This is a genomic window from Brevibacillus invocatus (genome assembly GCF_003710915.1).
Classification (GTDB): domain Bacteria; phylum Bacillota; class Bacilli; order Brevibacillales; family Brevibacillaceae; genus Brevibacillus; species Brevibacillus invocatus.
This window is the reverse complement of record NZ_RHHR01000045.1, coordinates 16,581-38,306: the sequence shown is the minus strand read 5'-3', so window position 1 is coordinate 38,306 and position 21,726 is coordinate 16,581. Positions and strand designations below refer to the sequence as shown.

Genomic DNA, 21,726 nt, shown 5'->3' with positions numbered 1-21,726 from the left:
AGAGAGCACAAAAATTGACAACGAGAGGGGAGCAAGCCGTTTTTATGGATCTGCTTTGGAAGTGGGCTACGGTATTCGGCACGAGCATGCTGGAGCTTTGGGCAGCTATTCCGATTGGTTTTGTCCTGCAATTATCGCCGGTAGAAACTGCGATTCTGAGTGCAGCTGGCGCTATTGTCAGTGGGGCCATCGTCATCTATCTGGGCGGGTCGCTTCGGGAATGGCTGCTCAAGCGAATCGAGAAAAAAGAGAGTAGAAAAGGCCGAATGGCTCGAATCTGGGAGAAGTACGGTGTGATCGGCTTGGGCTTCCTGTCGCCTTTGCTGACAGGTGCTCCACTGGGAGCAGCGATCGGGATTTCCCTGGGGGCACCGACAGGGAAACTCATGATTTGGATGGCAGTCGGCATCGTCATCTGGAGTGTGATTTTGACTGCTGCCGTTGCCTTTGGTCTATTGAGTTTCATGAACGGGGTGCCGTCATAAGCAACAAAAAAAAGTCATCGTTTTTTACAGAAAAAAGGACACCATCTGCTGCAATCCGAGAGCAGATCGTGTCCTTTCACTATTTCAAGAGCACTATGGTTTCCACGTAATCTTCTTAGCTACGTCCATCAATCCTTCCAAGGAGATGCCATGTGCAGTCATCACGACGTAGAGAGATTGATCTCCAGACACTGCGTTGAAATGAACAGCGTGCTGAGTGGTTTGTTCGGACTGTTTTTCGAAGGATACACCAATCGCCTGTTCGTTGTTTACCGAGAACAACTGCGTTGCAGTAAAGGTGCCGGGGATGGATAAGCTGCGCTTGGCGCTGCCATTCCGTGTGACCTCTACTTTGATCCAGCTTGTAGTGTTCTGATATTCAGCCATGACTTGCGCTACCTTTTGACTAGTTTCGGACTCATAGCGAATGGAAATTCCGCTGAGCGCAATGCCATCCGGCAGCTCGGAGAATACAGGGACAGGCATATCAGATGCTTGTACCGCTGTCTCAACATCCGTAAAGGTAGAGAGTGTGATCGGTGTAGATTCTGCTTCAGGTGCTGGCGGACCTACCACGGTACTCTTGTTGTCGGCTGCGTCCATCATCATCGCACCCATTTCTTCCTCAGGCGCCACAGTGAGCGCGTACACAGGAGCTTTCATCACGGCTGCTGCTACACTCATCTCAGGAGATGGCTCCTCGGCAACTGATGCAGCTGTATTTACTTCCTCCGTAACAGGAGGCTGATCTTTTTTGGCTGCCTGGTCAACTACCGGTTTGGATGAAGAATTTCTAGCGACGATCGGCGGACGGCTCTCTTTGGTCACCGTTCGGGCTGTATCTGCAGCCAACAAGTGATTCGTATTAGCCGCTGGTTCCGGATTTTCTGTATTTTTCACTTCCGGCTCCGTAGCCGCAATCCCATAAGGTATGGCCTGTTGTTCATTTACTGTGGCCGTCTGCGGCTCTGCTACACCGGAAGTGGAAGCAGGCTGTTCGCTCGCCATTTCAGGAGATGCCGTACGTGCAGCTGGACTTGCCACTGGCTGCTGTGCTGTTGCCATCTCTGCATGATTTGGAGCATCTTGCTGGTTGCTGGCCGCTTCAAAGGCAGTTTCCACCATCGGATTTTGTATCTGCTGATATCCAACAACACCGACGGCGATCAGTACGGCAGCGGCACTTGCCCAGCCGAGTGAAGAAAAGCCTTTGAAGCGTTGTTTGCCTTTCTTCGTCACGGCAGGTGCGGCATCTTGAAGCGGAATCGTCGCGGCGTGTGGGGGTACACCTTGCTCGGAGGTCTGGTAGATCGCTTGCATGATCCTCTCTTCCAGGTTCGCAGGCGGTAACGGAACCTCTTTCAAGAACTGCACCTCCTCGTCTTGAGTCTGTGATTCGATCCATGCGATGCACGCTTCACAGGTTTCAATATGCGAAAGCAATTCGCTGTCGGTATTTGTTAGCCAAGTACTTCTAAATGCCTGGCAGTTCATGTACGAGCCCCCCTTCCTTGCGGGTTAACAATTTGGCTAGTTCTTGGCGAGCACGCAAATAGCGAACACGGGCTGTAGACTCGGCAATGCCGAGAAGTGAAGCAATTTTTTCAAACGGATATTCATGTGTACAACGAAGCACGATCACCTCGCGATAGGAGTCTGACAAAAGGGCGAATGCTTCTTCAATCTCTCGTCGCTGTTCCTTGTTCATTAACGACTCTTGTGGAGATTCATCTCTAGTCTGTGAAGGGACATAGGCCAATTGTTCGTCTGAATCATGGAATTTGCGACGGCGCAGGAAGTCGATGCTTTTGTTGCGTGCCAGCGTATGCAGCCAGGAAGAAAACTGACTGTCACCACGGAAGGTTGATAGCTTTTCATACGCTTTGACAAACACTTCCTGTGTGAGATCTTCCGCATCAGTACGGTTATTCACCATTTTGTAGATAAACACGTAGATCATGTGCTGGTATCGCTGAATCAAGTCACGATACCGCTCGATGTCCCCTTGAAGAATCCGTTGAATGATTTCGGCGTCGGATTGCATTGAATCTCCGGCCTCCCTTCCCTCTATGAGACGCTGTGTTCTACGAAACGTTTCAAACCAGCGTTTCCATTTCTATAATTTCATATGGATATCCTTGCTCTGCGAGAAAAAGCTGACGATGAAGCGAGAATTCCTGCTCCCTGGTATTACGGGTTACCAATGTATAAAAGTGAGCGACATTGGCTTCAGACTTCGGGCGTAGAATGCGTCCCAGTCGCTGGGCTTCTTCTTGTCTGGAACCAAACGTGCCAGAGATCTGGATGGCTACATTGGCATCAGGCAGGTCGACAGCGAAGTTGGCCACCTTGGATACGATGAGTCGCTTGATTTGCCCATTTTTAAACTGTTCGTAAAGAATGGCTCTCTCTTTTTCGGGAACCTTGCCGGTAATCAGAGGCAGCCCGAGTGCTTCCGCCATCTCTACCAATTGGTCAAGGTATTGTCCGATGATCAAGACGCGATCATCCGCATGTTGATCAAGCAAGCGGCGGACTACTTCCAGCTTGCGCGGGTTTTCTGCCGCGAGACGAAATTTCTGGCGAGCTGTTGCATGCGCATAGGCTTCACGCCATTTGGTTTCAAATGGAAGGCGAATCTCTCTGCAATGAGCTTCGGCAATCCAACCTTTATTTTCCAATTCCTTCCACGGTACCTCGTATTTCTTGGGGCCGATCAAGGTGAAGACATCTTCTTCCCGACCGTCTTCGCGTACCAGTGTAGCTGTGAGACCCAGACGACGAGTTGCCTGAATGCCAGAGGTAACGCGGAAAATGGGAGCGGGCAGCATGTGCACCTCATCGTAGATAATCAGTCCCCAGTCGCGCTCGGAAAAGAGTGCCATGTGCGGAAATTCGTCCTCTGCGTGAGGACGGTATGTCAAAATCTGATAGGTTGCTACCGTGATCGGTTTTACTTCCTTGCGTTCACCAGTGTATTCCCCAATGAGCGAAGGATCAAGCCCTGTTTTATCCTTTATTTCCGCAATCCACTGACGTACGGAGGTCGCATTGGTCGTGAGGATCAGGGTTGCTGTCTGAAATTGTGTGATGGCACCCAGTCCAATAATGGTTTTTCCAGCACCGCATGGAAGAACGAGCACACCGCTGCCACCTGTAGCCCGGCCCTCTGCATAAAAAGCGTCTACAGCCTCCTGTTGATATGAACGAAGCGAGAAGGGCTTCCCGCTTGAGGTCGTGGCACGCAAGCTGACTGGACACGGTTCCCCTGGATTGTAGCCAGCCAGGTCTTGCACCGGAAATCCGAGTCTGATCAGTTCCTGCTTGATTAAACCACGATAAAAAGGTTTGACTGCATACCGATCGTCCGCTTGTTGCTCTACCAGCATTTGGCGAATCGCTTTATATCCCGTCAATTCTTGCAGCAGCAATGGATCATCACTGGCAAGCAGCAGCTCATCTCCTGATTTTTCCAATCGAATCAGGCCAAAGCGCCGCATCGTTTCCTCGATTTCCTTAATAATGGTAGGAGGTACACCATACTTACTATACGTGCTAAGGGCCCCTGTTACCTGCTCCGGGAGACAACCGCTTGCTGCGGCATTCCATAGAGAAAGCGGGGTGATCCGATACGTATGGATGTACTCCGGACTTTTGATCAGTTCGGCAAAGCTTGAGATCGCATGCTTTGCTTCCTCATAAGCAGGATGCTGTGCTTCTAGCAAAATCGTACGATCGCTTTGCACGATCATGGGCAGGTCAGGACGGTAAGACATGAGACTCACCTCATACGAAACAAATAAAAGACAGATTGACTCAGAATCATGGTAACACAATCGGGAAAAGAAAGAAAAACAGAGCGGTAACATTTGTCCCAGGGTGGGAAACAATAACCCAAAGTCCCAAAACGGTCATGACCGTTTTGTTTGACCGCAAGCGGTCATATTCACTTTTATGAAAAACGTCGAGACGTTTTTCACAGAAGGACGGTGTAGAAGATGGAATGGTCGGGGACATTGTTCAATCTGTTCATGGTCTTGCTGCTCGTACTGCTCAACGGTTTTTTCGTAGCGACCGAATTCGCGATCGTCAAGGTGCGAGAATCCCGAATCGCCCAGCTGGTAGCGGAAGGAGAGAGTCGTGCGCGCAGCGTCGAGAAGGTCATCCAAAATCTGGATGCGTATTTGTCTGCATGCCAATTGGGGATCACGCTGGCATCGCTTGGCTTGGGCTGGTTGGGTGAGCCGGCGGTCGCGCATTTGCTGCATCCCGTCTTCCGATATTTCGAGCTGAACGAGACACTGGTGGGGAGCATTTCCTTTATACTTGCGTTTTCCGTCATTACGTTTTTACATATTGTCCTGGGCGAGCTCGCTCCCAAAACGTTTGCGATTCAGCGCACAGAATGGGTCGCGATGGCCGTAGCGAGACCCATCCAGATTTTCCACAAGGTCATGTATCCGTTCATTACATTCCTGAACTGGTCGGCTTTTCGTTTTCTGGCGCTTTTTCATATCTCAATGGAGCCGCATCAGGAGGCACATACGGAGGAAGAGATTCGCATTCTCGTCAACGAAAGCCACAAAAGCGGCTTGATCGATCAAACAGAGCTGATGCTGGTGGACAACATATTCGACTTTTCGGAGACGATGGCCAGGGAAATCATGGTGCCTCGGACGGATATGGTCGTCATCGATCTGCATGACTCGTATGAGGAAAATGTAAGACTGGTGCAGACGGGGCGATACACACGGTATCCTGTCGTGGAGGGAGATAAGGATCACGTTGTGGGAAGTCTGCATATCAAGGATTTGCTGACAGGTATCTTGCAGGGCGAACATCAAGCGATCGAACGGTTGATGAGGCCCGTGCTCAGCGTCCCGCAGACGATATCGATCAGTCGGCTGTTGACCATGCTGCAAAAACAGCGGGGACAGCTGGCGATCATCATCGATGAGTACGGTGGAACCGCGGGTCTGGTCACTTTGGAAGATATAATGGAAGAAATTGTGGGAGATATCCAGGACGAATTCGACGATGAACGTCCAGAGGTCGAACAGACAGATGACGTGTTGTCGTTCGATGGCCGAATGCTGCTCGAAGAAGTCAGCGATTACCTGGATATCGAGCTGGAGTCGCATGAAGTGGATACCTTGGCAGGCTGGATCTACATGCAGATCGATCATCCTCCACAGGTCGGCGACACCATCAGAGAAAGGAATTACGTCTTTGTGGTAGAGGAAGTGGATCATTATCGCATTACAAGAGTGCAGGTCAAAAGGATCGGGAATTCAAAAGTGGAAGAGCAGGGAGAAAGGTAAGAGGCTACCTATATCAGTCGGTATTATGTACGTATAAAATAAATACTGTTAATTATACGTGAGCATATGCTTAATTGACCAATTTTTCCTGATCTACATAGGTGTTAGGAACGAAAGAAAGTTTGCAAAAAATCTTTTCAAACAGGGATTGTGTGCTATAATGAAACAAAGTTTTTAAATAGAGTAGAGACTAGCAGAGCTTAGAGGAGGAAGAAGAGATGAGAAGAGCAGGAAGTTTTGTAATGGCAGCATTGCTGTCGCTGACACTGGCAGCATGTGGGGCAGGATCCAATGGTGGTTCCCAGTCAGCAGCGGCACCAAGCACCGGAACAACCGAGGCGCCCGCAGCAGCGGAGCAAACGGTTAAGCTGGGATTGACCCAATTTGTCGAGCATCCGGCACTGGATAGCATCCGTCAGGGAATTTTGGATGGCTTGAAGGATGCAGGCTATGAAGATGGCAAGAACCTTGCTGTCGATTATCAAAACGCACACGCTGATATGAATAATACAGTTACGATCGCCCAGAAGTATGCAGGTGATCAAAAAGATATCGTGATCGCGATAGCTACACCGTCCGCACAAGCTGCGGCCAAAGCGATTACAGACAAACCCGTTGTTTTCAGTGCCGTTACAGACCCATTGTCCGCTCAATTGGTCAGCAGTCTGGAAACGCCAGATGGCAATGTAACCGGAACATCGGACAAGGTTTCCATGGAACAGCAGCTGGAGCTGATCAAAACGTTCCTGCCAGAGCTGAAAAAGCTGGGCGTCATCTATACGACCTCTGAGGTAAACGCTGAGGTTCAAGTAAAAGATCTGGAAGAAGCAACCAGCAAGGCAGGGGTAGAGCTAGTCAAGGCAGGCACCTCCCAAATGTCCGAGATTCAGCTGGCTGCCCAAGGAATGGTCGGCAATGTTGACGCGATCTTTATTCCAATCGACAACTCCGTCGTTTCCGCTTTCGAAGCGGTATTGAGTGTAGCAGAACAGAACAAGTTTCCTGTCTTTGCATCCGATACTGACACTGTAAAACGCGGTGCAGTCGCTACGTACGGGATAGATTACTACCAGATGGGAAAACAAACCGGTGAAATGGCAGCGCGTGTCTTGAAAGGACAAACGATTGGGCAAACACCTGTAGAAGTTTCCAAGACTGCCGATCTGTACATCAACGAAACGGCAGCAGAAAAATTTGGTCTCCCTGTCACGGAAGCACTCAAACAACAAGCGAAAGAAATCATCAAGTAAAGAAGAGAGCCTCGTGCTCTCTTTTTTTTACATCTTTTAAAATTGTTTTTATCATGATACGATTAATTAAATTTGAGAAGTGGGGGTTTTAGAGACATGTTAAAACAGAGAAAGAAATCGATGGCTGCTGTAGGGCGCTTTTTTATTCCTTTGTTGCTTTTGTCCGTTACCGCATGTGGACAGCAAAGCGGCGCACCAGCGAACAGTGAACCGCAAGCGCCAGCAGCTACGACACCAGCACCAGCTCAGGAAGACAAAAAATTGACGATTGGGATTTCTCAATTTGTAGAACATCCAGCTTTGGATGCTGCGCGAGAAGGATTTATCTCACAAATGGCGAAAAATGGTTTTGAGGCGGACAAGCAGGTTGTCTTTGACCACAAGTCTGCTCAAGCGAGCATGGACACGGCAATCTCTATCGCTCAAAAGTTTGAAGCCGACAAGGTGGATCTGATCCTGGCGATTGCGACACCAACTGCACAAGCTGCTGTTCAGACAAGTAAGGATATTCCGATTGTTTTCACAGCCGTGACTGATCCCGTAGAAGCGGGCCTGGTTGCAGCGATGGATAAACCGGGTGCAAACGTTACCGGAACATCCGATATGAACCCGGTAGAAGAGCAGTTGAAGCTCATCAAGGAAATCAATCCGAATGCCGCTTCCGTAGGGATTATCTACAGCTCCGGTGAAGTAAACTCAAAAGTACAGGTAGACGCAGCCAAGGCTGTAGCGGATAAAGTGGGACTGACGATCCAGGAAGCAGCGGTATCCAGTGCAACAGAAGTGAAGCAGGCTGCTGAATCGATGATTGGAAAGGTAGACGCGTTCTACATCCCAACAGACAACCTGGTCGTATCCTCCATCGCGGCTGTACTGAGTGTAGCGGAAGATCAAAAAATTCCGGTCATCGCTGGTGAAGAAAACTCCGTGAAGAGCGGTGCAATCGCAACCTACGGTATCGATTACACCAAATTGGGTGAACAAACAGCAGATATGGCTGCTAAAATCCTGAAAGGCGAAGCCAAACCAGGAGATATGGCTGTAGAGACACAAGCAGAAATGAAGCTCGTGATCAATAAAAAAGCAGCGGAAAAAATGGGTGTGACCCTTCCGCAAAGCATGCTCGACCGCGCTGGAGAAGTGGTAGAGCAATAATCGCAACAGGGGGACTTCTTCATGAATTTGGCATTAATGGGTGCAATCGAACAGGGCTTGTTGTTTGGGATTCTAGCCCTAGGCGTGTACCTGACCTTCCGCATCCTAAATGTACCTGACCTGACTGTAGACGGCAGTTTCGCCTTGGGTGGCGCGATGGCTGCCAAAATGATCATCGACGGCTACAATCCCTTTGTAGCGACGGCTGCGGCCTTTGTAGTCGGTTGTCTGGCTGGCGCCTTTACAGGAGTTTTGCACACCAAAGGGAAAGTGAACGCATTGCTCGCGGGGATTTTGACCATGATCGCCTTGTATTCCATCAACCTGCGTATCATGGGAAAAGCAAACCTGCCGCTCCTGCGTGAAGACACGCTGTTCACCTACACCAAGGATTTGGGCATCCCTAACCTCGTAGTGGGCGGGATCACATGGTTGACTGGAGCTGCGATGGTGTTCATCGTAGGAATCTTGATCCTCAAGCTGATTATTGACTGGTTCCTACATACGGACCTCGGTCTTGATTTGCGCGCGACAGGTGACAATCCGAAAATGATTCGCAGCTTTGGGGTCAATACAGATTCCACGACAATCATTGGTCTGGCGTTGTCCAATGGACTCGTTGCCGTCTCAGGTGCTTGGCTGGCCCAATATCAGGGCTTTGCCGATGTCGGTATGGGAATTGGGATGATTGTGATTGGTCTTGCCTCTGTCATTGTCGGAGAAGTCTTGTTTGGCAGCTCGTCTATCTTCCGGGTGACGCTCGCAGTGATTGGCGGTTCGATTGTCTACCGGTTAGTCATTGCATTGGCCCTGCAAGCGGGGCTGAACCCGTCAGACTTGAAGCTGATCACGGCGTTGATCGTCATTGTCGCACTCACCGTACCGACCATAGCCAAGGGCATCTTTAAAAAACAAGCGGTTCGTACGGTAAAGGGAGGTAGTGACCGTGCTTAACATCTCTGGTGTAAACAAGGTTTTCAATGCAGGTACAGTCAACGAAAAGATCGCCCTGAACAATGTGCGGCTGCAGGTGAAAAGCGGTGAATTCATCACGGTGATCGGAAGTAACGGTGCCGGGAAGTCAACGCTGATGAACATCATCTCTGGAGGCATGCTTCCGGATTCCGGCACGGTCACGATTGACGGCAAGAATGTGACTCGTCTGGGTGAGCATCAACGCGCCAACTTGATCGGACGTGTGTTCCAGGATCCGATGGCGGGTACGGCACCCAATATGACGATTGAAGAAAATCTGGCTATTGCCCTCGCGCGCGGCAAAAAGCGCACACTGGGCTTTGGTGTGAACAACCAGAAGCGTGAGCTGTTTCGCGAACAATTGAAGCTTTTGGATCAGGGGCTGGAAAATCGCTTGAAAACCAAAGTAGGTTTTCTCTCTGGCGGTCAGCGGCAAGCGCTCAGTCTCCTGATGGCGACATTTACCGAGCCCAAGATCCTCTTGCTTGACGAACATACTGCGGCACTTGACCCAAAACGCGCGCAGCTGATCGTCGATTTGACAGAAAAAATCGTGGAACGGCACAAGCTGACTACGATTATGGTCACGCATAACATGGATCAGGCACTCAATATGGGAAATCGCTTGCTGATGCTCCATGATGGTGGGATCATCCTCGATATCCCGGATGAGAAGAAACGGACCATGAAAGCGCAGGATCTGCTCAAAGCCTTCGAGGCGGCGCGTGGCGGCGAAGCATTTAGTGAAGACCGTTTTTTGCTGACGTAAGTAAAGGCAAGATCGCTCAGCCTTCCTGTTCAAGCGGGAAGGCTGTTTCTTTTTTACTCAGGTACAGATGCATGGCCCCACCCCCGATGAGCAGGATGACTGCGACGATGGAAAACAGGACAGTACCGTTGTATTGGATCAAGACCAGGCTCCCCAAGAAAGGACCACACATGCGAGAGATGTCCCAATGGGTACCGGTAATGGCATAATACCGTCCTCGCATCGAAGGCGGTGCGATTCGGGATACATACGTCAACAGATGAGTCAGACCGATACTTTCTCCCAGCACGAATAAAATTTGAAGTGCAATCAAGAAAGGGACATGATCCAGAAATGCATAGCCCAGCGCAACCCCGACAAAACAAAGGTACGAGCCAGTGATTAATAGACGGGGAGGCAGATGCTGCGTCCATCGGATCAGCAGAAATTCAAAGAGAAGCAATAGCGTGCCTTTCACAGCAGCCAGTGTAGCGAGTGTTTGCAGGTACTGTGGGAGTGTGTCCTTAAGATGCAGCTGCAGGTTGGTTTCGGTCTGCGCGTAAAACAGACTGATAGGCAAAGAGAGCAGCATGATCGCGATCGCAGGTCGATAAGCGTGCAGCGAAAGAGACAAGGGAGAGCGAGTCCGAGGTGTATCACTTTCCATAGCTACAGTCGGCTGCTCGGAATGGGGAACCTTCCACCAGACAGCGAGTGTATACAGCAACAAAGAAGCTGCCGTCAATAAAAAGGCAAGCGCAGGATTCTGCTGATAAATGAGGACCCCTACCAGGGGGCCAATGGCAGCACCAATACTACTGGACGTGTTTAGCAGGGCAAAAGCAGAAGAAAGCTGTTTGGCCGGGATCGTGTCAGCCAGCATGGCTCTGCTGGCAGGAATGAAGAACGAGCGTCCAGCGCCGTTGACGACATAGAGCAAGGCGAAAACCAGCATCGAGTCCGCCCAAGCCATTCCCAGCATGGCAAAGCCTTGCATAAGCAGAGAGACGAGCATGACAGTCTTGCGGCGGTAACGGTCTGTCACTCCTCCGGCAAAGAGGGTAATCAAAATCTCACTGAATGGCTGCAATCCGATGATCAGCATCGTCATGAAGATCGAGCTGCCGATGTTTTCGCTGAGGTACAAGACGAGGAAGGGAGCAATCATCGTACTGGACAAGGTGGTAAGGGTTTCGCCAAACAAGCGGACCCACAGCAGTGGCGGATACACTGCAAACATAGTTCTGAGACGTGATGGTAGGTTGATCATCTGTAAGGTCCTTTCTGTTCGTGATGGACGAACGGTGTTTTGTAGAATTGTACGTTGGCAAACCCAGGAGAAAAAGCGTACGATTAGGCTTACAAAATGTTCACCTTTTATCATCAATAGAAAGAGCGAGAAGACTCCGCCAGAAGTCAGACGGAGCCGTGAGAGAATGGACGGTGTGCACGATGCAATTGTTGGAACAATACATTCGATTATGTACAGGCTACCCGCATAATAAATACGGCAGCCCTGTGGACATCTCACTGGCTGAGGTAGCAGAGATCCTGTGCTGCACACTGAGAAATGCGACACTGACATTGAAAAAAATGCAAGCGAAGGGCTGGCTCACCTGGCAGCCTGGAAGGGGCAGGGGGAACCGATCTGTTCTGGTCTGCGCGATTCGTCCTGCTGATCTGGTTCTGTCCATCGCGAAGGAAGCAGTCCATCAAGGGGAGATTCGCGCGTCACGCGATTTGATCAGCCAGTACGAGGCGGGCATTCCCCAACTTGCAGAGGACTACGCCCGCTGGATGAGCAGTCATTTTGGCATCCATGCTGCCAGCGAAACCGGAAGAGTCGATATTTTGCGGCTGTTTGTCGATAGGCCGTTTGACGGCTTGGACCCGATTCATGTCTTGCTGCGATCCCAGACACATATCGTGAAGCATGTGTTTGATACATTGGTTCGCTTTGACCCGCTCACAAAGAGAATCGAGCCGCATCTTGTATATGACTGGGAAACAGATTCGTCACGATGTGAATGGACCTTTTATTTGCGTAAAGGGGTGCTTTTCCACAACGGCAGCAAGCTGCGTGCAGACGATGTCTGTTACACGCTGAATCGATTGAAAAAGGAGGCGTCATCGCATCGCTGGATGATGCAGACGGTTGAAACCGTGGAAGCACTCGGGGAGCATGTCGTCCGAATCAGACTGAATCGACCGAACGAATTGTTTCTGGATTTGCTCAGTAAAGAGTACATGTCGATTGTGTCGCGCGACTTTATGGAGCGGGCGAGCGGTTCGCTTGTCCAGATGCCAGTGGGAACAGGAGCTTTTCGGCTGGTGCGAAACGACGACTCGATGCTGGCCCTGGAAGCATTTGAGCCGTATTTCAGAGGGAGACCGTTTATCGATCGGATTGAATTCTGGTGCGTACCAGCTATACAGGCTGAGGAGAAGCAGATGGTCATGCCCGTGACCGAAGAAGATTCCCGTCTCATGGAAAGGGATTCGTCCTGGAAGAGTGTCGTGCGAATGGAAGAATGCTTTCAATACATCAGCTTCAATGCTGCCAAAGAAGGTCCATTGCGCAACGATGCTTTCCGCCGGGAAATCGCGTCACTGATCGATCCACAGAAGCTTTGCGAGGATTTGCAAGGTTCACGAGAGGGATTGGGGAGCTGGGGCTTTGGCTTCGCGTTTGAACACCAGCCTGAGGATTCGAAAGACGTGGCAATAGCCGCTCAATGGCGGGACAGCTCGTACGAGAGTGAAGTTTTAAAGCTGTACACGTATCCAGATATCGATCACATCGAGGATGCGGAATGGATCAAGGAGCGTTGTGCAAGCTACGGGATTGCGGTGGAGATCGTCTATGCTGTACCGGAGGAGCTGGCCAGACCCGAGGTCATGCAGCAAGCAGATATGGTGCTTGACAGTGCCAATGTTGACGAGCGAGAGGAAGCTTCTTTGCTGGAGCTTTGCTTTGCGAATACTCTGAGTATCACGCACCACATCAAGCCGTCAGACAAAGCGCATGTGACGCAACTGATTGCCCAGCTTCAGCAAGAAACATCCGTGCAAGAGCGCAAGCAGAAAGTGAAGGGGATTATCCGGGAATTGATCGAGCACCAGGTGTTTGTTCCGCTTTATCACAATCGAGTCGATATGCTGGCGCACCCGCGTCTTGCCCATGTTCACCTGGACGCGTACGGCTGGATTGATTTCTCGAGACTGATTTTCCGCCATTAGAAAAAAAATGTCATACAATAATATGAAACCGCTTTCTTGTTTGTGCGTATAATAGTAGTAAGAAGGTTTTCTGAAGATGAAAGAGAAGTTCTATTGATGAGCAGGTGTCCGGGGAGGAAGAGTATATTGTATACCAAAACAGAAAAAGAAAAACATATATCGTTTGCATCCATTCGCTTGATGATTTGTGTGGGGCATGCTGACGGATACATTGGGAATAGAGAAATGAGCAGAATTCACGAGCTGGTGAATTCAGAGCATTTTACGCTGAAAGAACGGCAAATACTGATGGATGACATGGATTACCCGAAACGTCCAGAAGTCATATTAGAGGACATGGTGGATCTGACTCCGACCGAGAAGCTGGTCATGATGCGCAAGCTTTACCATATGGCCTTGATTGACCAAAGGCTTTCCATGCAGGAATCGGAAGCGATTCGTCGGATTGCCAGCATGATGGGGATTCCTCAGGAAAAGCAGCGTCAGGTGGAAGAGTGGGTCAGGGTCGGCATCAAATGGCGCGAAAGCTGGAAGGATATCGTGGAAGAGTAGGAAGGGCCCCATACAACCTTGGGGTCCTTTTTTTCATCCGTGCACAGAAGCCATGCTTGAACTGTCTGAGGCAGCGGATGGATATGGTACAATAGGGGAAAGTTGGCTGTTGGCTATACACAGAGGAGGAATCCTGATTTGCGGATCTTAATTACGAACGACGATGGCATCGATGCATTGGGAATCAAAAGGCTGACTGAAGCATTGCTGACTCTGGAAGGCGCAGAACTTTACGTAGTGGCACCGGTGGAGGAGAAAAGCGGCGTGGGGCACGGTGTCACGTATCGCAGTGCCTTGTCGCCGGAAGAACGTGATTTTTATGGCCTGCCTGTGAAGGCCTGGGCAGTGAACGGAAACCCGGCAGATTGTGTAAAAGCGGCGTATCATTTGCTTTTTGAAGACGACCAAAAGCCGGACATCGTGTTTTCCGGCATCAATGTAGGAACCAATTTGGGACGTGACATTTACTATTCGGGAACGTGCAGCGGGGCGCGGGAAGCGGTTATTTTGGGCATTCCGGGCGTAGCTCTTTCCTATGACAACTGGGAAGACCAGGATAATTATGGTGATGTCGTGGAGATGATTCGACCACTCGTCCAATCGTTTGGTGAAAAGGCGATGAATAACGAGCTTCCACCTGAGGTTTTCTGGAACGTGAATATTCCGCACCTGCCGCTAAATGATGTAAAGGGCATTCTGCCAGCTTCGTTGTCCCTCAATCACTACGAAGACCGATACCATCAGGAAGCAGAAGGATACTTTTTGACCAGGACCTATCCAGACGGCATTCCGTTGGCTGAGCCGCAGGATTATCATTTGCTCAAGCATGGATACATTGCTGTCACGCCGATCCATATCGATGCGACGGACAAGGGACTGCTAAAGGCGATGGATGAATGGCCGCTGGTGAAAGAGTGGGGAAAGCGGGGGTAAGCCATGCAGGATGAGTTTTACCCAAAAATCAATCCCGATGCGACGATCGCATCTCCAGATGGGAGCACACAAGGGGAGGTCCTGGATCGACAGCGGTTTCGCGATCTGTACGAGCTGTCGGAAGCGCAGGGGCTACCCTATTTTGCAAGGATGGATGCTGAAGGCCATGTCGAGCTGTTCCTCGTCTTTGAGAGCGTAGATGCGTTCAGCGAACAGACCAAGGATGCGGTATCCCTGGAATACAAAACGTATCAACAAAAGCTGCTCGCTGTCATTTGGACCTTGTCAGACCCTATGCAGCCGCTGGGCTTTCCGCTGTCCTTTGACATTCAAAAGGCAGAGGATCGCTATATGGCGCTGCAAATGCTGGAGCAGCCGCACACCTCGCTGCATTATCTGGCGTACGAGGAGGGGGCGCTCACCCATATTTACACGGAGGAGATCTATCTGTCTGCCGCAGAAGTGACACGGGTGCAGCAGATGATTCGCGCGTTGTACGAGGGTAAGGCAGATTCTCTTCCCGATGATGCGGTGGTGGAAGAGGAAGAGTCCAAAACCATTCCTGCGATTTGCTTACCCGATTCCGTGCTGCAAGAAACCGGGATCGCCTACGTGATCGATCATCACCAGCTCGGAGTGGAACGGGGAGAAGAGGCCGCCCACCATCTTTTGATGAGTACGGTACAGCAAGCGGTCTGGGTGATCAGGCGTCACTCTCGCAGTGAAGTGCGCGAAGCAGCGTTTACGGTATGGGCCGCTGAACGCATGGACATGATTTATCTGGTGGTGACACCAACGCTTGACGATTTGTTTGAGGTGGTTCACCAGTCTGATGAAGAGCTGAATCCATTTGCGCGCTTTATGATGATGCTGCCGGAGTTTGCGCAAAGCGAAGAGGTACATCCATTGCAGCTGGGGGCTTTTCCGATCCTTCGCTATGAAAGCGGCAGGCTGTATCATCTGGAGATCGATGCGCATACGCAAGAGCATCTCGCTCGTCTGTTTGAGAAGAGTGCGCGTGCAGGACAAAATCCATACTTTTTGGATGATGAATAGGTGATTGGCTCAGGTATTTTTTCATTCGAGAAAATAAGGGTTAATCAGTCATGTTTCAACAAAGGAAACGACAAGGCGGGTTTTGAAGTAAGTACATATGGAACAAACAACTGGGGAGAGGTGACGTACATGTACTCGGTTCAACCCTATTTCATTCAGACCCTTTCTGGATGCGCCCGTCGTTTTCAAGAAGAAGTGGAACAGCTGGCTGTCGCCCATGCCCTGACTATTGAAGGAGGCTTGCCTGCGCTGGAGCTCCATGTTCATCCGCAAGTGCAGGCTAAGCTGGAGTATAACCTGTGGGGCGAAGCCGGGGTGATTGCCATAAGAGGCAAGCTGAACCTCAGAGAGGAAGCCCTCTCACAACCACAGGAGATCTCGATGATGATGAAATTTTCTCTCTCCCACGATCCTGCGATGGACATGGAAGGGAAAAAGTTACGTGTAGAAGAGATTTTGCGGGGCGAGGCAGAGCTGTTCTGGAATATTCCGCCTGTCGGACACATCGGGCATGTCGAGCTGACCCTTCGCTTCCAAGAACAGCTGGGATCGGGCAGGATGGGGGTATACGTGCGTCACGTTCTGGGAATCTTAACCGGGAAGATGATGGCTGCCTAAAGCGGCGACGATGAGGATGAGGAGGGCTCTCCATCAATGGGGGGCTCTTTTGCGTCTCCTCGTGTACAGCCAGTTTTGGGAAGGAAGGGAGAAGGATAACATGCGCTTATTCGTAGCTTTGGACATACCGGAAGATGCCGCCGCGTACCTCACTGATGTACAACAACAGCTTCGTCAGGAAATACATGCGGATCGATGGCAGTCCCTGCAAAATCTCCACTTGACTCTTCATTTCCTGGGTGATGTGGAGGAGAGGCTGATTCCAGCGATCTGCGAGGATTTGGACATCGTAAGCGCGATTACGAAGCCGTTTCGACTGCGATTGGCAGAACTGGGTGCGTTCCCGAATGCCTCCCGTCCACGCGTTCTCTGGCTTGGCTTGAGAGGGAACACGCAAGCGCTGAAACAGGTCCATCTGCTGCTTGGCAGGCGATTTGAGCTTCATGCCGGTCTCGATCATGATCGAAAGGCCTATAAGCCGCACATCACGTTGGCCAGAGGGCCGAAGACTACAGCAGAAGGATTGCCGCTCGATCGTTTGAATGAGCAGGTACTCGCTGAAGATCCTCCCCATTGGCAGGTCAATCAGGTGCATCTCTACCAATCGGAGCTGAAGCCGGAAGGTGCCGTCCATACCATCCTTCACACCAGTACCTTCGACAAGGATTACAGCATAGACCAGATGGAGCCCTGATGAAAAAATGAGTAACCTGCCTCGCGAAGAAGGGACTTTTTTCAGAAAAAAACAAGCGGTTGTTGAATACACTGAAAAGTAGGGATTATGGATAGCGTTCCAAAAGGCGGTGGAAAACGGATGGGTGAGTTTACAACCGGCATTCTTTATCCACGCAAATACGAACCGAAAGTACGAAACGCCTTATCCAAGACAGATCAGCCTCACTTCCACAGAAACGTCAATGGCGACTGGAATGCGTTTTTCCTGCAGGATGAATGGCTGGAAACCTCGAATACCGTATCGTTTTTGCTCAAGCTCTCGAAGCAGCCCATACCGTTGCTCTGGTTTCACGATGCAGAGGACAACGGCTGGGGCTTCCGCTTATTCGATGCCGGATATGAGGTGTCCTCGGGGACGATCAGCTATTCTTTGGACGTGGAGATGGCGGAGCTGGAATTTGCCCGACTCTATCCCCATGTGGACTTGCAGGAAGGGATTTCAGACAGCGACGACGTGCGGCAAAAGTATGAAGAAATATTGGATCGGGTGGTGCGTTCGGAGTTGTATCGGCGCGAGGTGGGCAAAGGAATTACTCGAATCAAGCCACAGTCCTTCAACCGGATTGTGGGGCCTAAGCAAGTCCAGCAGCTGCGGTCATTGTTCGATTTGCAGCTGCTGACGGATGTGGACGAAGAGACGGGTGCCTCCCTCTTATACGACTCTGTGGACCTGTTTAAAGAAATTCTAGGAATTGAAGAAATGGTGTGGGTCAATTTCGCCTATCTGGCGAGTGGAGGAAGAGAATAAGGCAGGAGAAAGCAAAAAACAGGCGGAATCAATCCGTCCGTTTTTGATTTATTGCTTTTTCCATTGTCCGAAGATTTCATCCACATCGAGAAGCATGATCAGCTTATCGTTTAGACGGGCAATTCCCTGCAGGTACTTACCTTCGACACCCGCGATGATCGGTGGAGCCGGCTCGATCAGATGCTTTGGAATGTTCATGACTTCAGATACCGCATCTACGACAATCCCCAAATCCAGTCCGTCCAATTGCAGATCGACGAAGCGGGTATCCTCGGTAATACCCAATGGGGCTAGTCCGAACATTTTTCGCAGGTTGATAATCGGCAAAATCCGTCCGCGCAAATCAATGACGCCTTCTACATGAACAGGAGATTTCGGAAAACGAGTCACAGGCAGGGGCTTGATGATTTCGCGTACCAGTGAAATGGGAAGGCCGTAGAATTCATCTCCCATTTTGAACAGGATGCTCTGGACGGTCTCCCGCTCCGCAGCCCAATCGATTCCGTTCGTCTGTCTTGTCATTTCCATTACTTAAGTCCCTCCCCGAAAGCACTATACAATCTATACCCACATTGTACCATGTACAAACCAATCGAAAAGAGGGTTATTTTTTGCTGTCGCTACTGCCAGGGAATGATGCCGAGGGAAACGAGCACGACCAGTCCCAGACTGACCCCAAAGCTGAGGAAGACGTTTTTACTCAAGGCCATGACACCGAGACAAACCAGACTCGCGACCAGCAGCACAGGCTGTATTACAAACTGTGAGTCCTGCACGAATAGCGAAGGGAAAATGAGAGCTGAAAAAATGCCTACGGGAATGTAGGTCAAGCCGTTTTTCATGCGCGGTGAAAGCCAATGACCGGGAAGGCGCAAAAAGACGCGTCGGGACAAATAGGTGATGATGCTCAAGATGACGTAGAGCAAGACCAAATTCATGCTGTTTCCACCGCCTTACCGGATTCCTCTGCCTGATTTTCTTCTTCCGTGCTTTTCGTTGGCATGAAATAGCCGATCCCGAAAGCGACGATGCCCGCGATCAGCAAATGCAGACCATTGGGCAGCAGCATGGCAAAGTAAGTAGCTAAAGCCCCGCAGAGCAGGAAAGTCACAATCCGGATGACTGACGTCAATTGATAGAAGGCAAGGGCCAAAAACATCGCGGTAAAGCTAAAGCCTAGCCCGAGCGAGGCAGGATCTGGAATCCACTTGCCAGCCACGGTGCCCAACCACGTTCCGAGAGCCCAACCGAGGTGCAAGGAGACACTCACGGCTAAAATGTAGGAGATCTGGCTTGGATGATGGCGAAATCGGTTCAGGGTGACCGCGTATTGTTCATCGGTCAGGTAAAAGGCAAGACCGTTCACCTGAGCAGCCGTATAACGCTGATAGTATGGCGACATGGAAAGGCCCATCAAAAAATGGCGCGTGTTTAAGAGAAAGGTCGTGAGAATAATGGCCCACATGCTGGCTTGATCGGCAAGCATGGAGATGACGCTGAATTGAGCTGCCCCCGAATAGACGAATAAGGACATGGAGATGCTCTCCCAGGTGGATAGACCAGCCTGCATGGACATCATGCCAAAGATCGCCCCAAACATGATATAGCTGGCTGTGATCGGGAGCGCATCCCACAAGCCGATTCGAAAAGGAGAGCGAGACGGTTTGGACTGATTCATCGGGAATCCTCCTTTTGTTGATAAAGAACACGTGTAAGTATAGACATGCCGTGCAGGGTCCGCTCAGCTCCTTCGTGCGTAAAGCACAGGCGGATGTACGGCTGTTCAGCCTCACGGAGCAAAAACATATCCCCACAGGTAAAAGAAACGCCTGCCTCCATGCACCGCTCCATTAATTGCCGTGCTTTCATTCCTTCCGGCAAGGAAATCCAGAAGTAGAAGCCGCCAGCTGGCACTTCGTAATCGAGCCCCATGCTGCGCAGCGGACGCAGCTGAGATTCCATGAGACGGGCCTGTTCCGCATACAGGCGGGTGACCGTATCGAGATGCGGGCGAAGTGCTCCGTCACGCATATATTTGGCCAAGGCAAACTGACTAAGGGTTGACGTGCTGATTGTCAGCTCGCGCAATCGGGTAATGTACTGGATGATCGGGCTGCTTCCGGCAATCCATCCTATCCGCAGACCGGGAAAAAGCATCTTTGAGAAAGTATTCAGGTAAATCACATTGCCCCATTGATCTAATTGCTTCAGGCTCGGGGGCGGTTCATGCTCCAAATGCAAATGCCGGTAAGCATCGTCCTCGACGATCGGAATGCCGTATTTTTCACTGATTGCGAGCAGCTGCCTGCGCCGTGCCAAAGTCAGGGTACGGCCAGTTGGATTGTGAAAAGTAGGCACCGTATAGATAAAGCGTGGGCGCGAGCGGGCGAGGATCCCCTCCAGCAAATCGACGCGCATGCCATCTTGATCGAGCGGTACCGGGATGATTTGCATGCCAAGGGATTGAAAGAGCTGTAGCGAGCCGAAATACGTAGGCATTTCCGTGACTATGCAATCACCCTGCCGAGCGAGCAGGGTCGCGATCAGATAAAGCCCTTCCTGCGACCCACTGGTGACGCATATCTGATCAGGAGAAGAGATCTGGGGGATACCCATCCACTCGACCAGTCGCTCGCGCAATTCGGGCAAGCCTTGCACAGAGGTAAAGAAGTATGATGAAGATCGTTTCGCTGCAGCTTCCACGTATTCCGTCAAACGGGATTGGACGAGCGTATATTTTCCTCCATCGCCATGCGCAAAATTGATCGTATGCGGATACTTGTCGGTGATGGACAAGATTTCTTCCATATGGGAAGGAGAGGGGTGGAGAAGGCTACGTGTGCTCTGGCTCCTCCAATCCACTCTCGTCAAGGAGGGAGTGGGAGGCAAGGCTTCCACGTACCTGCCGCTGCCCATCTTTCCCGCGATCAATCCTTCCGCTTCCAGCTCAGAAAATGCCCGGACGATCGTGTTGCGACTGACTCCCAGCTGGACGGCCAGCTTTCGTTCAGGGGGTAAAAGGGAGCCAATCGGCAGTTCGCCGCTCAGGATTTTGTACCGAAGCTGATTGTAGACATGTGTATAGACCGGATTTCTCCCCATCGTACGGCTCCTTCATCCATTTTTCCCTTTGTCTCACTATACGGATATTATCTGAAAAATAAAAGAGCCAATTCGCCAACGAAAAAGAGCCACTGTGCGACGAAAGATAAAAAACAGACTGACGAAAATTGAACGTCAGTCTGTTGTCAGATTCAGCTGGGTAACGATGCTGGCTCTATGGTTCCTGAAGCTCTTTTAGCGATATGCCTTGCTCCAGAGCGAACTCAAAATCTTCCACATCATAAAATTGAACGGGTACTACATATTCCAGAATCCGATCCTGATAGTCCGGCTGATCTGTGATCAAGGGGACTTCAAAACGAATTGACGTCAGCAATAGCTGTGTCTCGACAGGATCAAATATTTCTCCCCACATGGCGTTGTCTTCACCATTGACAATCGTCAGGGTCACTCCGTTAGGAAATGTAAAGGGAACTTGCGACCAAGGAGCGATCAGTCCTTTTTCCAACCGCTTGCGATTGAAGGGGTCGGAAAAAAACTGGCTCATTTCCTGCATGACCTGGCGAACGTATTGATCGTCAGAAGCGAGCGGCATGATCGGTTCCTGGCTTAGCAGAAATTCGTCCAATTCATAGATTGTCGATGCGGGTATCAGATATTCTACCGGTTGCGACGGTGCCATCAGTTCTCCATAGATGGCGAGCATAATCGCTTCGATAACGAATTTTTTCGACATTCGACAACCCTCCTCCTACTCATCATACTGAAATTCTGATAGGACAACAAGCCTATACAGGCACCCGGCGTGCAAAGAATAGACAGGAAGGAATGAAAAAAGCCGAGACAT

Annotated in this window: 22 protein-coding genes; 13 read left to right on the top strand and 9 right to left on the bottom strand. The window is 50.6% G+C overall.

Annotation, left to right across the window (positions count from 1 at the left end; genetic code table 11):
• Positions 1 to 14: 14 nt before the first annotated feature.
• Complete coding sequence (locus EDM52_RS20870) at positions 15 to 485, top strand: small multi-drug export protein (protein WP_245997209.1); 471 nt, start codon at positions 15 to 17, stop codon at positions 483 to 485.
• Between the two features lie 93 nt (positions 486 to 578).
• Here EDM52_RS20870 and EDM52_RS20865 read toward each other — a convergent pair whose 3' ends face one another.
• The 3 genes from EDM52_RS20865 to EDM52_RS20855 all read right to left on the bottom strand — a co-directional run bounded on the left by EDM52_RS20865 (position 579) and on the right by EDM52_RS20855 (position 4,261).
• Positions 579 to 1,859: an anti-sigma factor gene (locus EDM52_RS20865; RefSeq protein WP_245997229.1), complete on the bottom strand. Its 1,281-nt coding sequence runs from the start codon at positions 1,857 to 1,859 to the stop codon at positions 579 to 581.
• 100 nt (positions 1,860 to 1,959) lie between these two features.
• A complete protein-coding gene (locus EDM52_RS20860; RefSeq protein WP_122910879.1) occupies positions 1,960 to 2,529 on the bottom strand; it encodes an RNA polymerase sigma factor in 570 nt (189 codons plus the stop codon).
• A gap of 52 nt (positions 2,530 to 2,581) precedes the next feature.
• Positions 2,582 to 4,261, bottom strand: coding sequence for a DNA repair helicase XPB (locus EDM52_RS20855; protein WP_122910878.1), 1,680 nt, complete (start codon positions 4,259 to 4,261; stop codon positions 2,582 to 2,584).
• Between the two features lie 222 nt (positions 4,262 to 4,483).
• Here EDM52_RS20855 and EDM52_RS20850 point away from each other — a divergent pair, with 222 nt between their 5' ends.
• The 5 genes from EDM52_RS20850 (at position 4,484) to EDM52_RS20830 (ending at position 9,955) form a co-directional block, all read left to right on the top strand.
• Positions 4,484 to 5,806, top strand: coding sequence for a hemolysin family protein (locus EDM52_RS20850; protein ID WP_122910877.1), 1,323 nt, complete (start codon positions 4,484 to 4,486; stop codon positions 5,804 to 5,806).
• A 218-nt stretch (positions 5,807 to 6,024) separates the two neighbouring features.
• On the top strand, positions 6,025 to 7,056 hold the full coding sequence (locus tag EDM52_RS20845) for an ABC transporter substrate-binding protein (protein WP_122910876.1): 1,032 nt from the start codon (positions 6,025 to 6,027) through the stop codon (positions 7,054 to 7,056).
• A 96-nt stretch (positions 7,057 to 7,152) separates the two neighbouring features.
• A complete protein-coding gene (locus EDM52_RS20840) occupies positions 7,153 to 8,211 on the top strand; it encodes an ABC transporter substrate-binding protein (protein WP_122910875.1) in 1,059 nt (352 codons plus the stop codon).
• 21 nt (positions 8,212 to 8,232) lie between these two features.
• Positions 8,233 to 9,165: an ABC transporter permease gene (locus EDM52_RS20835; RefSeq protein WP_122910874.1), complete on the top strand. Its 933-nt coding sequence runs from the start codon at positions 8,233 to 8,235 to the stop codon at positions 9,163 to 9,165.
• Positions 9,158 to 9,955, top strand: a complete 798-nt coding sequence (locus tag EDM52_RS20830) for an ABC transporter ATP-binding protein (RefSeq protein ID WP_122910873.1) — start codon at positions 9,158 to 9,160, stop codon at positions 9,953 to 9,955. Before EDM52_RS20835 ends, EDM52_RS20830 begins: the two co-directional genes overlap by 8 nt.
• Before the next feature lie 16 nt (positions 9,956 to 9,971).
• On the opposite strand, the gene EDM52_RS20825 is transcribed toward EDM52_RS20830, so the two are convergent.
• The gene (locus EDM52_RS20825) at positions 9,972 to 11,174 is read right to left on the bottom strand and encodes an MDR family MFS transporter (protein ID WP_245997207.1); all 1,203 of its coding nucleotides are present in this window, start codon (positions 11,172 to 11,174) and stop codon (positions 9,972 to 9,974) included.
• Positions 11,175 to 11,386: 212 nt separating this feature from the next.
• On the opposite strand from EDM52_RS20825, the gene EDM52_RS20820 reads away from it, so the two are divergent.
• From EDM52_RS20820 to EDM52_RS20790, 7 genes are all read left to right on the top strand, one after another.
• Positions 11,387 to 13,174 (top strand): SgrR family transcriptional regulator, encoded by a 1,788-nt coding sequence (locus tag EDM52_RS20820; RefSeq protein WP_122910871.1) that lies wholly within the window; start codon positions 11,387 to 11,389, stop codon positions 13,172 to 13,174.
• A gap of 96 nt (positions 13,175 to 13,270) precedes the next feature.
• Positions 13,271 to 13,726 carry a tellurite resistance TerB family protein gene (locus EDM52_RS20815; RefSeq protein ID WP_122910870.1) on the top strand — a complete coding sequence of 152 codons (456 nt, stop codon included), beginning with the start codon at positions 13,271 to 13,273 and terminating at the stop codon, positions 13,724 to 13,726.
• Positions 13,727 to 13,864: 138 nt separating this feature from the next.
• Positions 13,865 to 14,659, top strand: coding sequence for a 5'/3'-nucleotidase SurE (gene surE / locus EDM52_RS20810; RefSeq protein WP_122910869.1), 795 nt, complete (start codon positions 13,865 to 13,867; stop codon positions 14,657 to 14,659).
• 3 nt (positions 14,660 to 14,662) lie between these two features.
• Complete coding sequence (locus EDM52_RS20805; protein ID WP_122910868.1) at positions 14,663 to 15,715, top strand: hypothetical protein; 1,053 nt, start codon at positions 14,663 to 14,665, stop codon at positions 15,713 to 15,715.
• A 129-nt stretch (positions 15,716 to 15,844) separates the two neighbouring features.
• Positions 15,845 to 16,333, top strand: coding sequence for a hypothetical protein (locus EDM52_RS20800; RefSeq protein WP_122910867.1), 489 nt, complete (start codon positions 15,845 to 15,847; stop codon positions 16,331 to 16,333).
• Positions 16,334 to 16,433: 100 nt separating this feature from the next.
• A complete protein-coding gene (thpR, locus tag EDM52_RS20795; RefSeq protein WP_122910866.1) occupies positions 16,434 to 17,027 on the top strand; it encodes an RNA 2',3'-cyclic phosphodiesterase in 594 nt (197 codons plus the stop codon).
• Positions 17,028 to 17,147: 120 nt separating this feature from the next.
• Complete coding sequence (locus tag EDM52_RS20790) at positions 17,148 to 17,816, top strand: hypothetical protein (RefSeq protein WP_122910865.1); 669 nt, start codon at positions 17,148 to 17,150, stop codon at positions 17,814 to 17,816.
• A 48-nt stretch (positions 17,817 to 17,864) separates the two neighbouring features.
• On the opposite strand, the gene EDM52_RS20785 is transcribed toward EDM52_RS20790, so the two are convergent.
• The 5 genes from EDM52_RS20785 to EDM52_RS20765 form a co-directional block, all read right to left on the bottom strand.
• Entirely contained in the window at positions 17,865 to 18,344 is a 480-nt protein-coding gene (locus EDM52_RS20785; RefSeq protein ID WP_122910864.1) for a chemotaxis protein CheW, read from the bottom strand.
• A 92-nt stretch (positions 18,345 to 18,436) separates the two neighbouring features.
• Positions 18,437 to 18,754, bottom strand: coding sequence for an AzlD domain-containing protein (locus tag EDM52_RS20780; RefSeq protein ID WP_122910863.1), 318 nt, complete (start codon positions 18,752 to 18,754; stop codon positions 18,437 to 18,439).
• Positions 18,751 to 19,494: an AzlC family ABC transporter permease gene (locus tag EDM52_RS20775; protein ID WP_122910862.1), complete on the bottom strand. Its 744-nt coding sequence runs from the start codon at positions 19,492 to 19,494 to the stop codon at positions 18,751 to 18,753. Before EDM52_RS20775 ends, EDM52_RS20780 begins: the two co-directional genes overlap by 4 nt.
• Positions 19,491 to 20,918 carry an aminotransferase-like domain-containing protein gene (locus EDM52_RS20770; protein WP_122910861.1) on the bottom strand — a complete coding sequence of 476 codons (1,428 nt, stop codon included), beginning with the start codon at positions 20,916 to 20,918 and terminating at the stop codon, positions 19,491 to 19,493. The genes EDM52_RS20775 and EDM52_RS20770 overlap by 4 nt, the downstream gene beginning before the upstream one ends.
• Before the next feature lie 175 nt (positions 20,919 to 21,093).
• Positions 21,094 to 21,615 (bottom strand): ADP-heptose synthase, encoded by a 522-nt coding sequence (locus EDM52_RS20765; protein ID WP_122910860.1) that lies wholly within the window; start codon positions 21,613 to 21,615, stop codon positions 21,094 to 21,096.
• Positions 21,616 to 21,726: the final 111 nt, after the last annotated feature.

What these genes read in the sequence shown, in the direction of transcription:
- EDM52_RS20770 (WP_122910861.1), bottom strand. Translation starts at nt 20,918, where the DNA reads ATGGGGAGAAATCCGGTCTATACACATGTCTACAATCAGCTTCGGTAC.
- EDM52_RS20850 (WP_122910877.1), top strand. Translation starts at nt 4,484, where the DNA reads ATGGAATGGTCGGGGACATTGTTCAATCTGTTCATGGTCTTGCTGCTC.
- thpR (WP_122910866.1), top strand. Translation starts at nt 16,434, where the DNA reads ATGCGCTTATTCGTAGCTTTGGACATACCGGAAGATGCCGCCGCGTAC.
- EDM52_RS20800 (WP_122910867.1), top strand. Translation starts at nt 15,845, where the DNA reads ATGTACTCGGTTCAACCCTATTTCATTCAGACCCTTTCTGGATGCGCC.
- EDM52_RS20825 (WP_245997207.1), bottom strand. Translation starts at nt 11,174, where the DNA reads ATGTTTGCAGTGTATCCGCCACTGCTGTGGGTCCGCTTGTTTGGCGAA.
- EDM52_RS20780 (WP_122910863.1), bottom strand. Translation starts at nt 18,754, where the DNA reads ATGAATTTGGTCTTGCTCTACGTCATCTTGAGCATCATCACCTATTTG.
- EDM52_RS20785 (WP_122910864.1), bottom strand. Translation starts at nt 18,344, where the DNA reads ATGGAAATGACAAGACAGACGAACGGAATCGATTGGGCTGCGGAGCGG.
- EDM52_RS20845 (WP_122910876.1), top strand. Translation starts at nt 6,025, where the DNA reads ATGAGAAGAGCAGGAAGTTTTGTAATGGCAGCATTGCTGTCGCTGACA.
- EDM52_RS20860 (WP_122910879.1), bottom strand. Translation starts at nt 2,529, where the DNA reads ATGCAATCCGACGCCGAAATCATTCAACGGATTCTTCAAGGGGACATC.
- EDM52_RS20805 (WP_122910868.1), top strand. Translation starts at nt 14,663, where the DNA reads ATGCAGGATGAGTTTTACCCAAAAATCAATCCCGATGCGACGATCGCA.
- EDM52_RS20840 (WP_122910875.1), top strand. Translation starts at nt 7,153, where the DNA reads ATGTTAAAACAGAGAAAGAAATCGATGGCTGCTGTAGGGCGCTTTTTT.
- EDM52_RS20855 (WP_122910878.1), bottom strand. Translation starts at nt 4,261, where the DNA reads ATGTCTTACCGTCCTGACCTGCCCATGATCGTGCAAAGCGATCGTACG.
- EDM52_RS20815 (WP_122910870.1), top strand. Translation starts at nt 13,271, where the DNA reads ATGAGCAGGTGTCCGGGGAGGAAGAGTATATTGTATACCAAAACAGAA.
- EDM52_RS20820 (WP_122910871.1), top strand. Translation starts at nt 11,387, where the DNA reads ATGCAATTGTTGGAACAATACATTCGATTATGTACAGGCTACCCGCAT.
- EDM52_RS20765 (WP_122910860.1), bottom strand. Translation starts at nt 21,615, where the DNA reads ATGTCGAAAAAATTCGTTATCGAAGCGATTATGCTCGCCATCTATGGA.
- EDM52_RS20835 (WP_122910874.1), top strand. Translation starts at nt 8,233, where the DNA reads ATGAATTTGGCATTAATGGGTGCAATCGAACAGGGCTTGTTGTTTGGG.
- EDM52_RS20775 (WP_122910862.1), bottom strand. Translation starts at nt 19,494, where the DNA reads ATGAATCAGTCCAAACCGTCTCGCTCTCCTTTTCGAATCGGCTTGTGG.
- EDM52_RS20790 (WP_122910865.1), top strand. Translation starts at nt 17,148, where the DNA reads ATGGGTGAGTTTACAACCGGCATTCTTTATCCACGCAAATACGAACCG.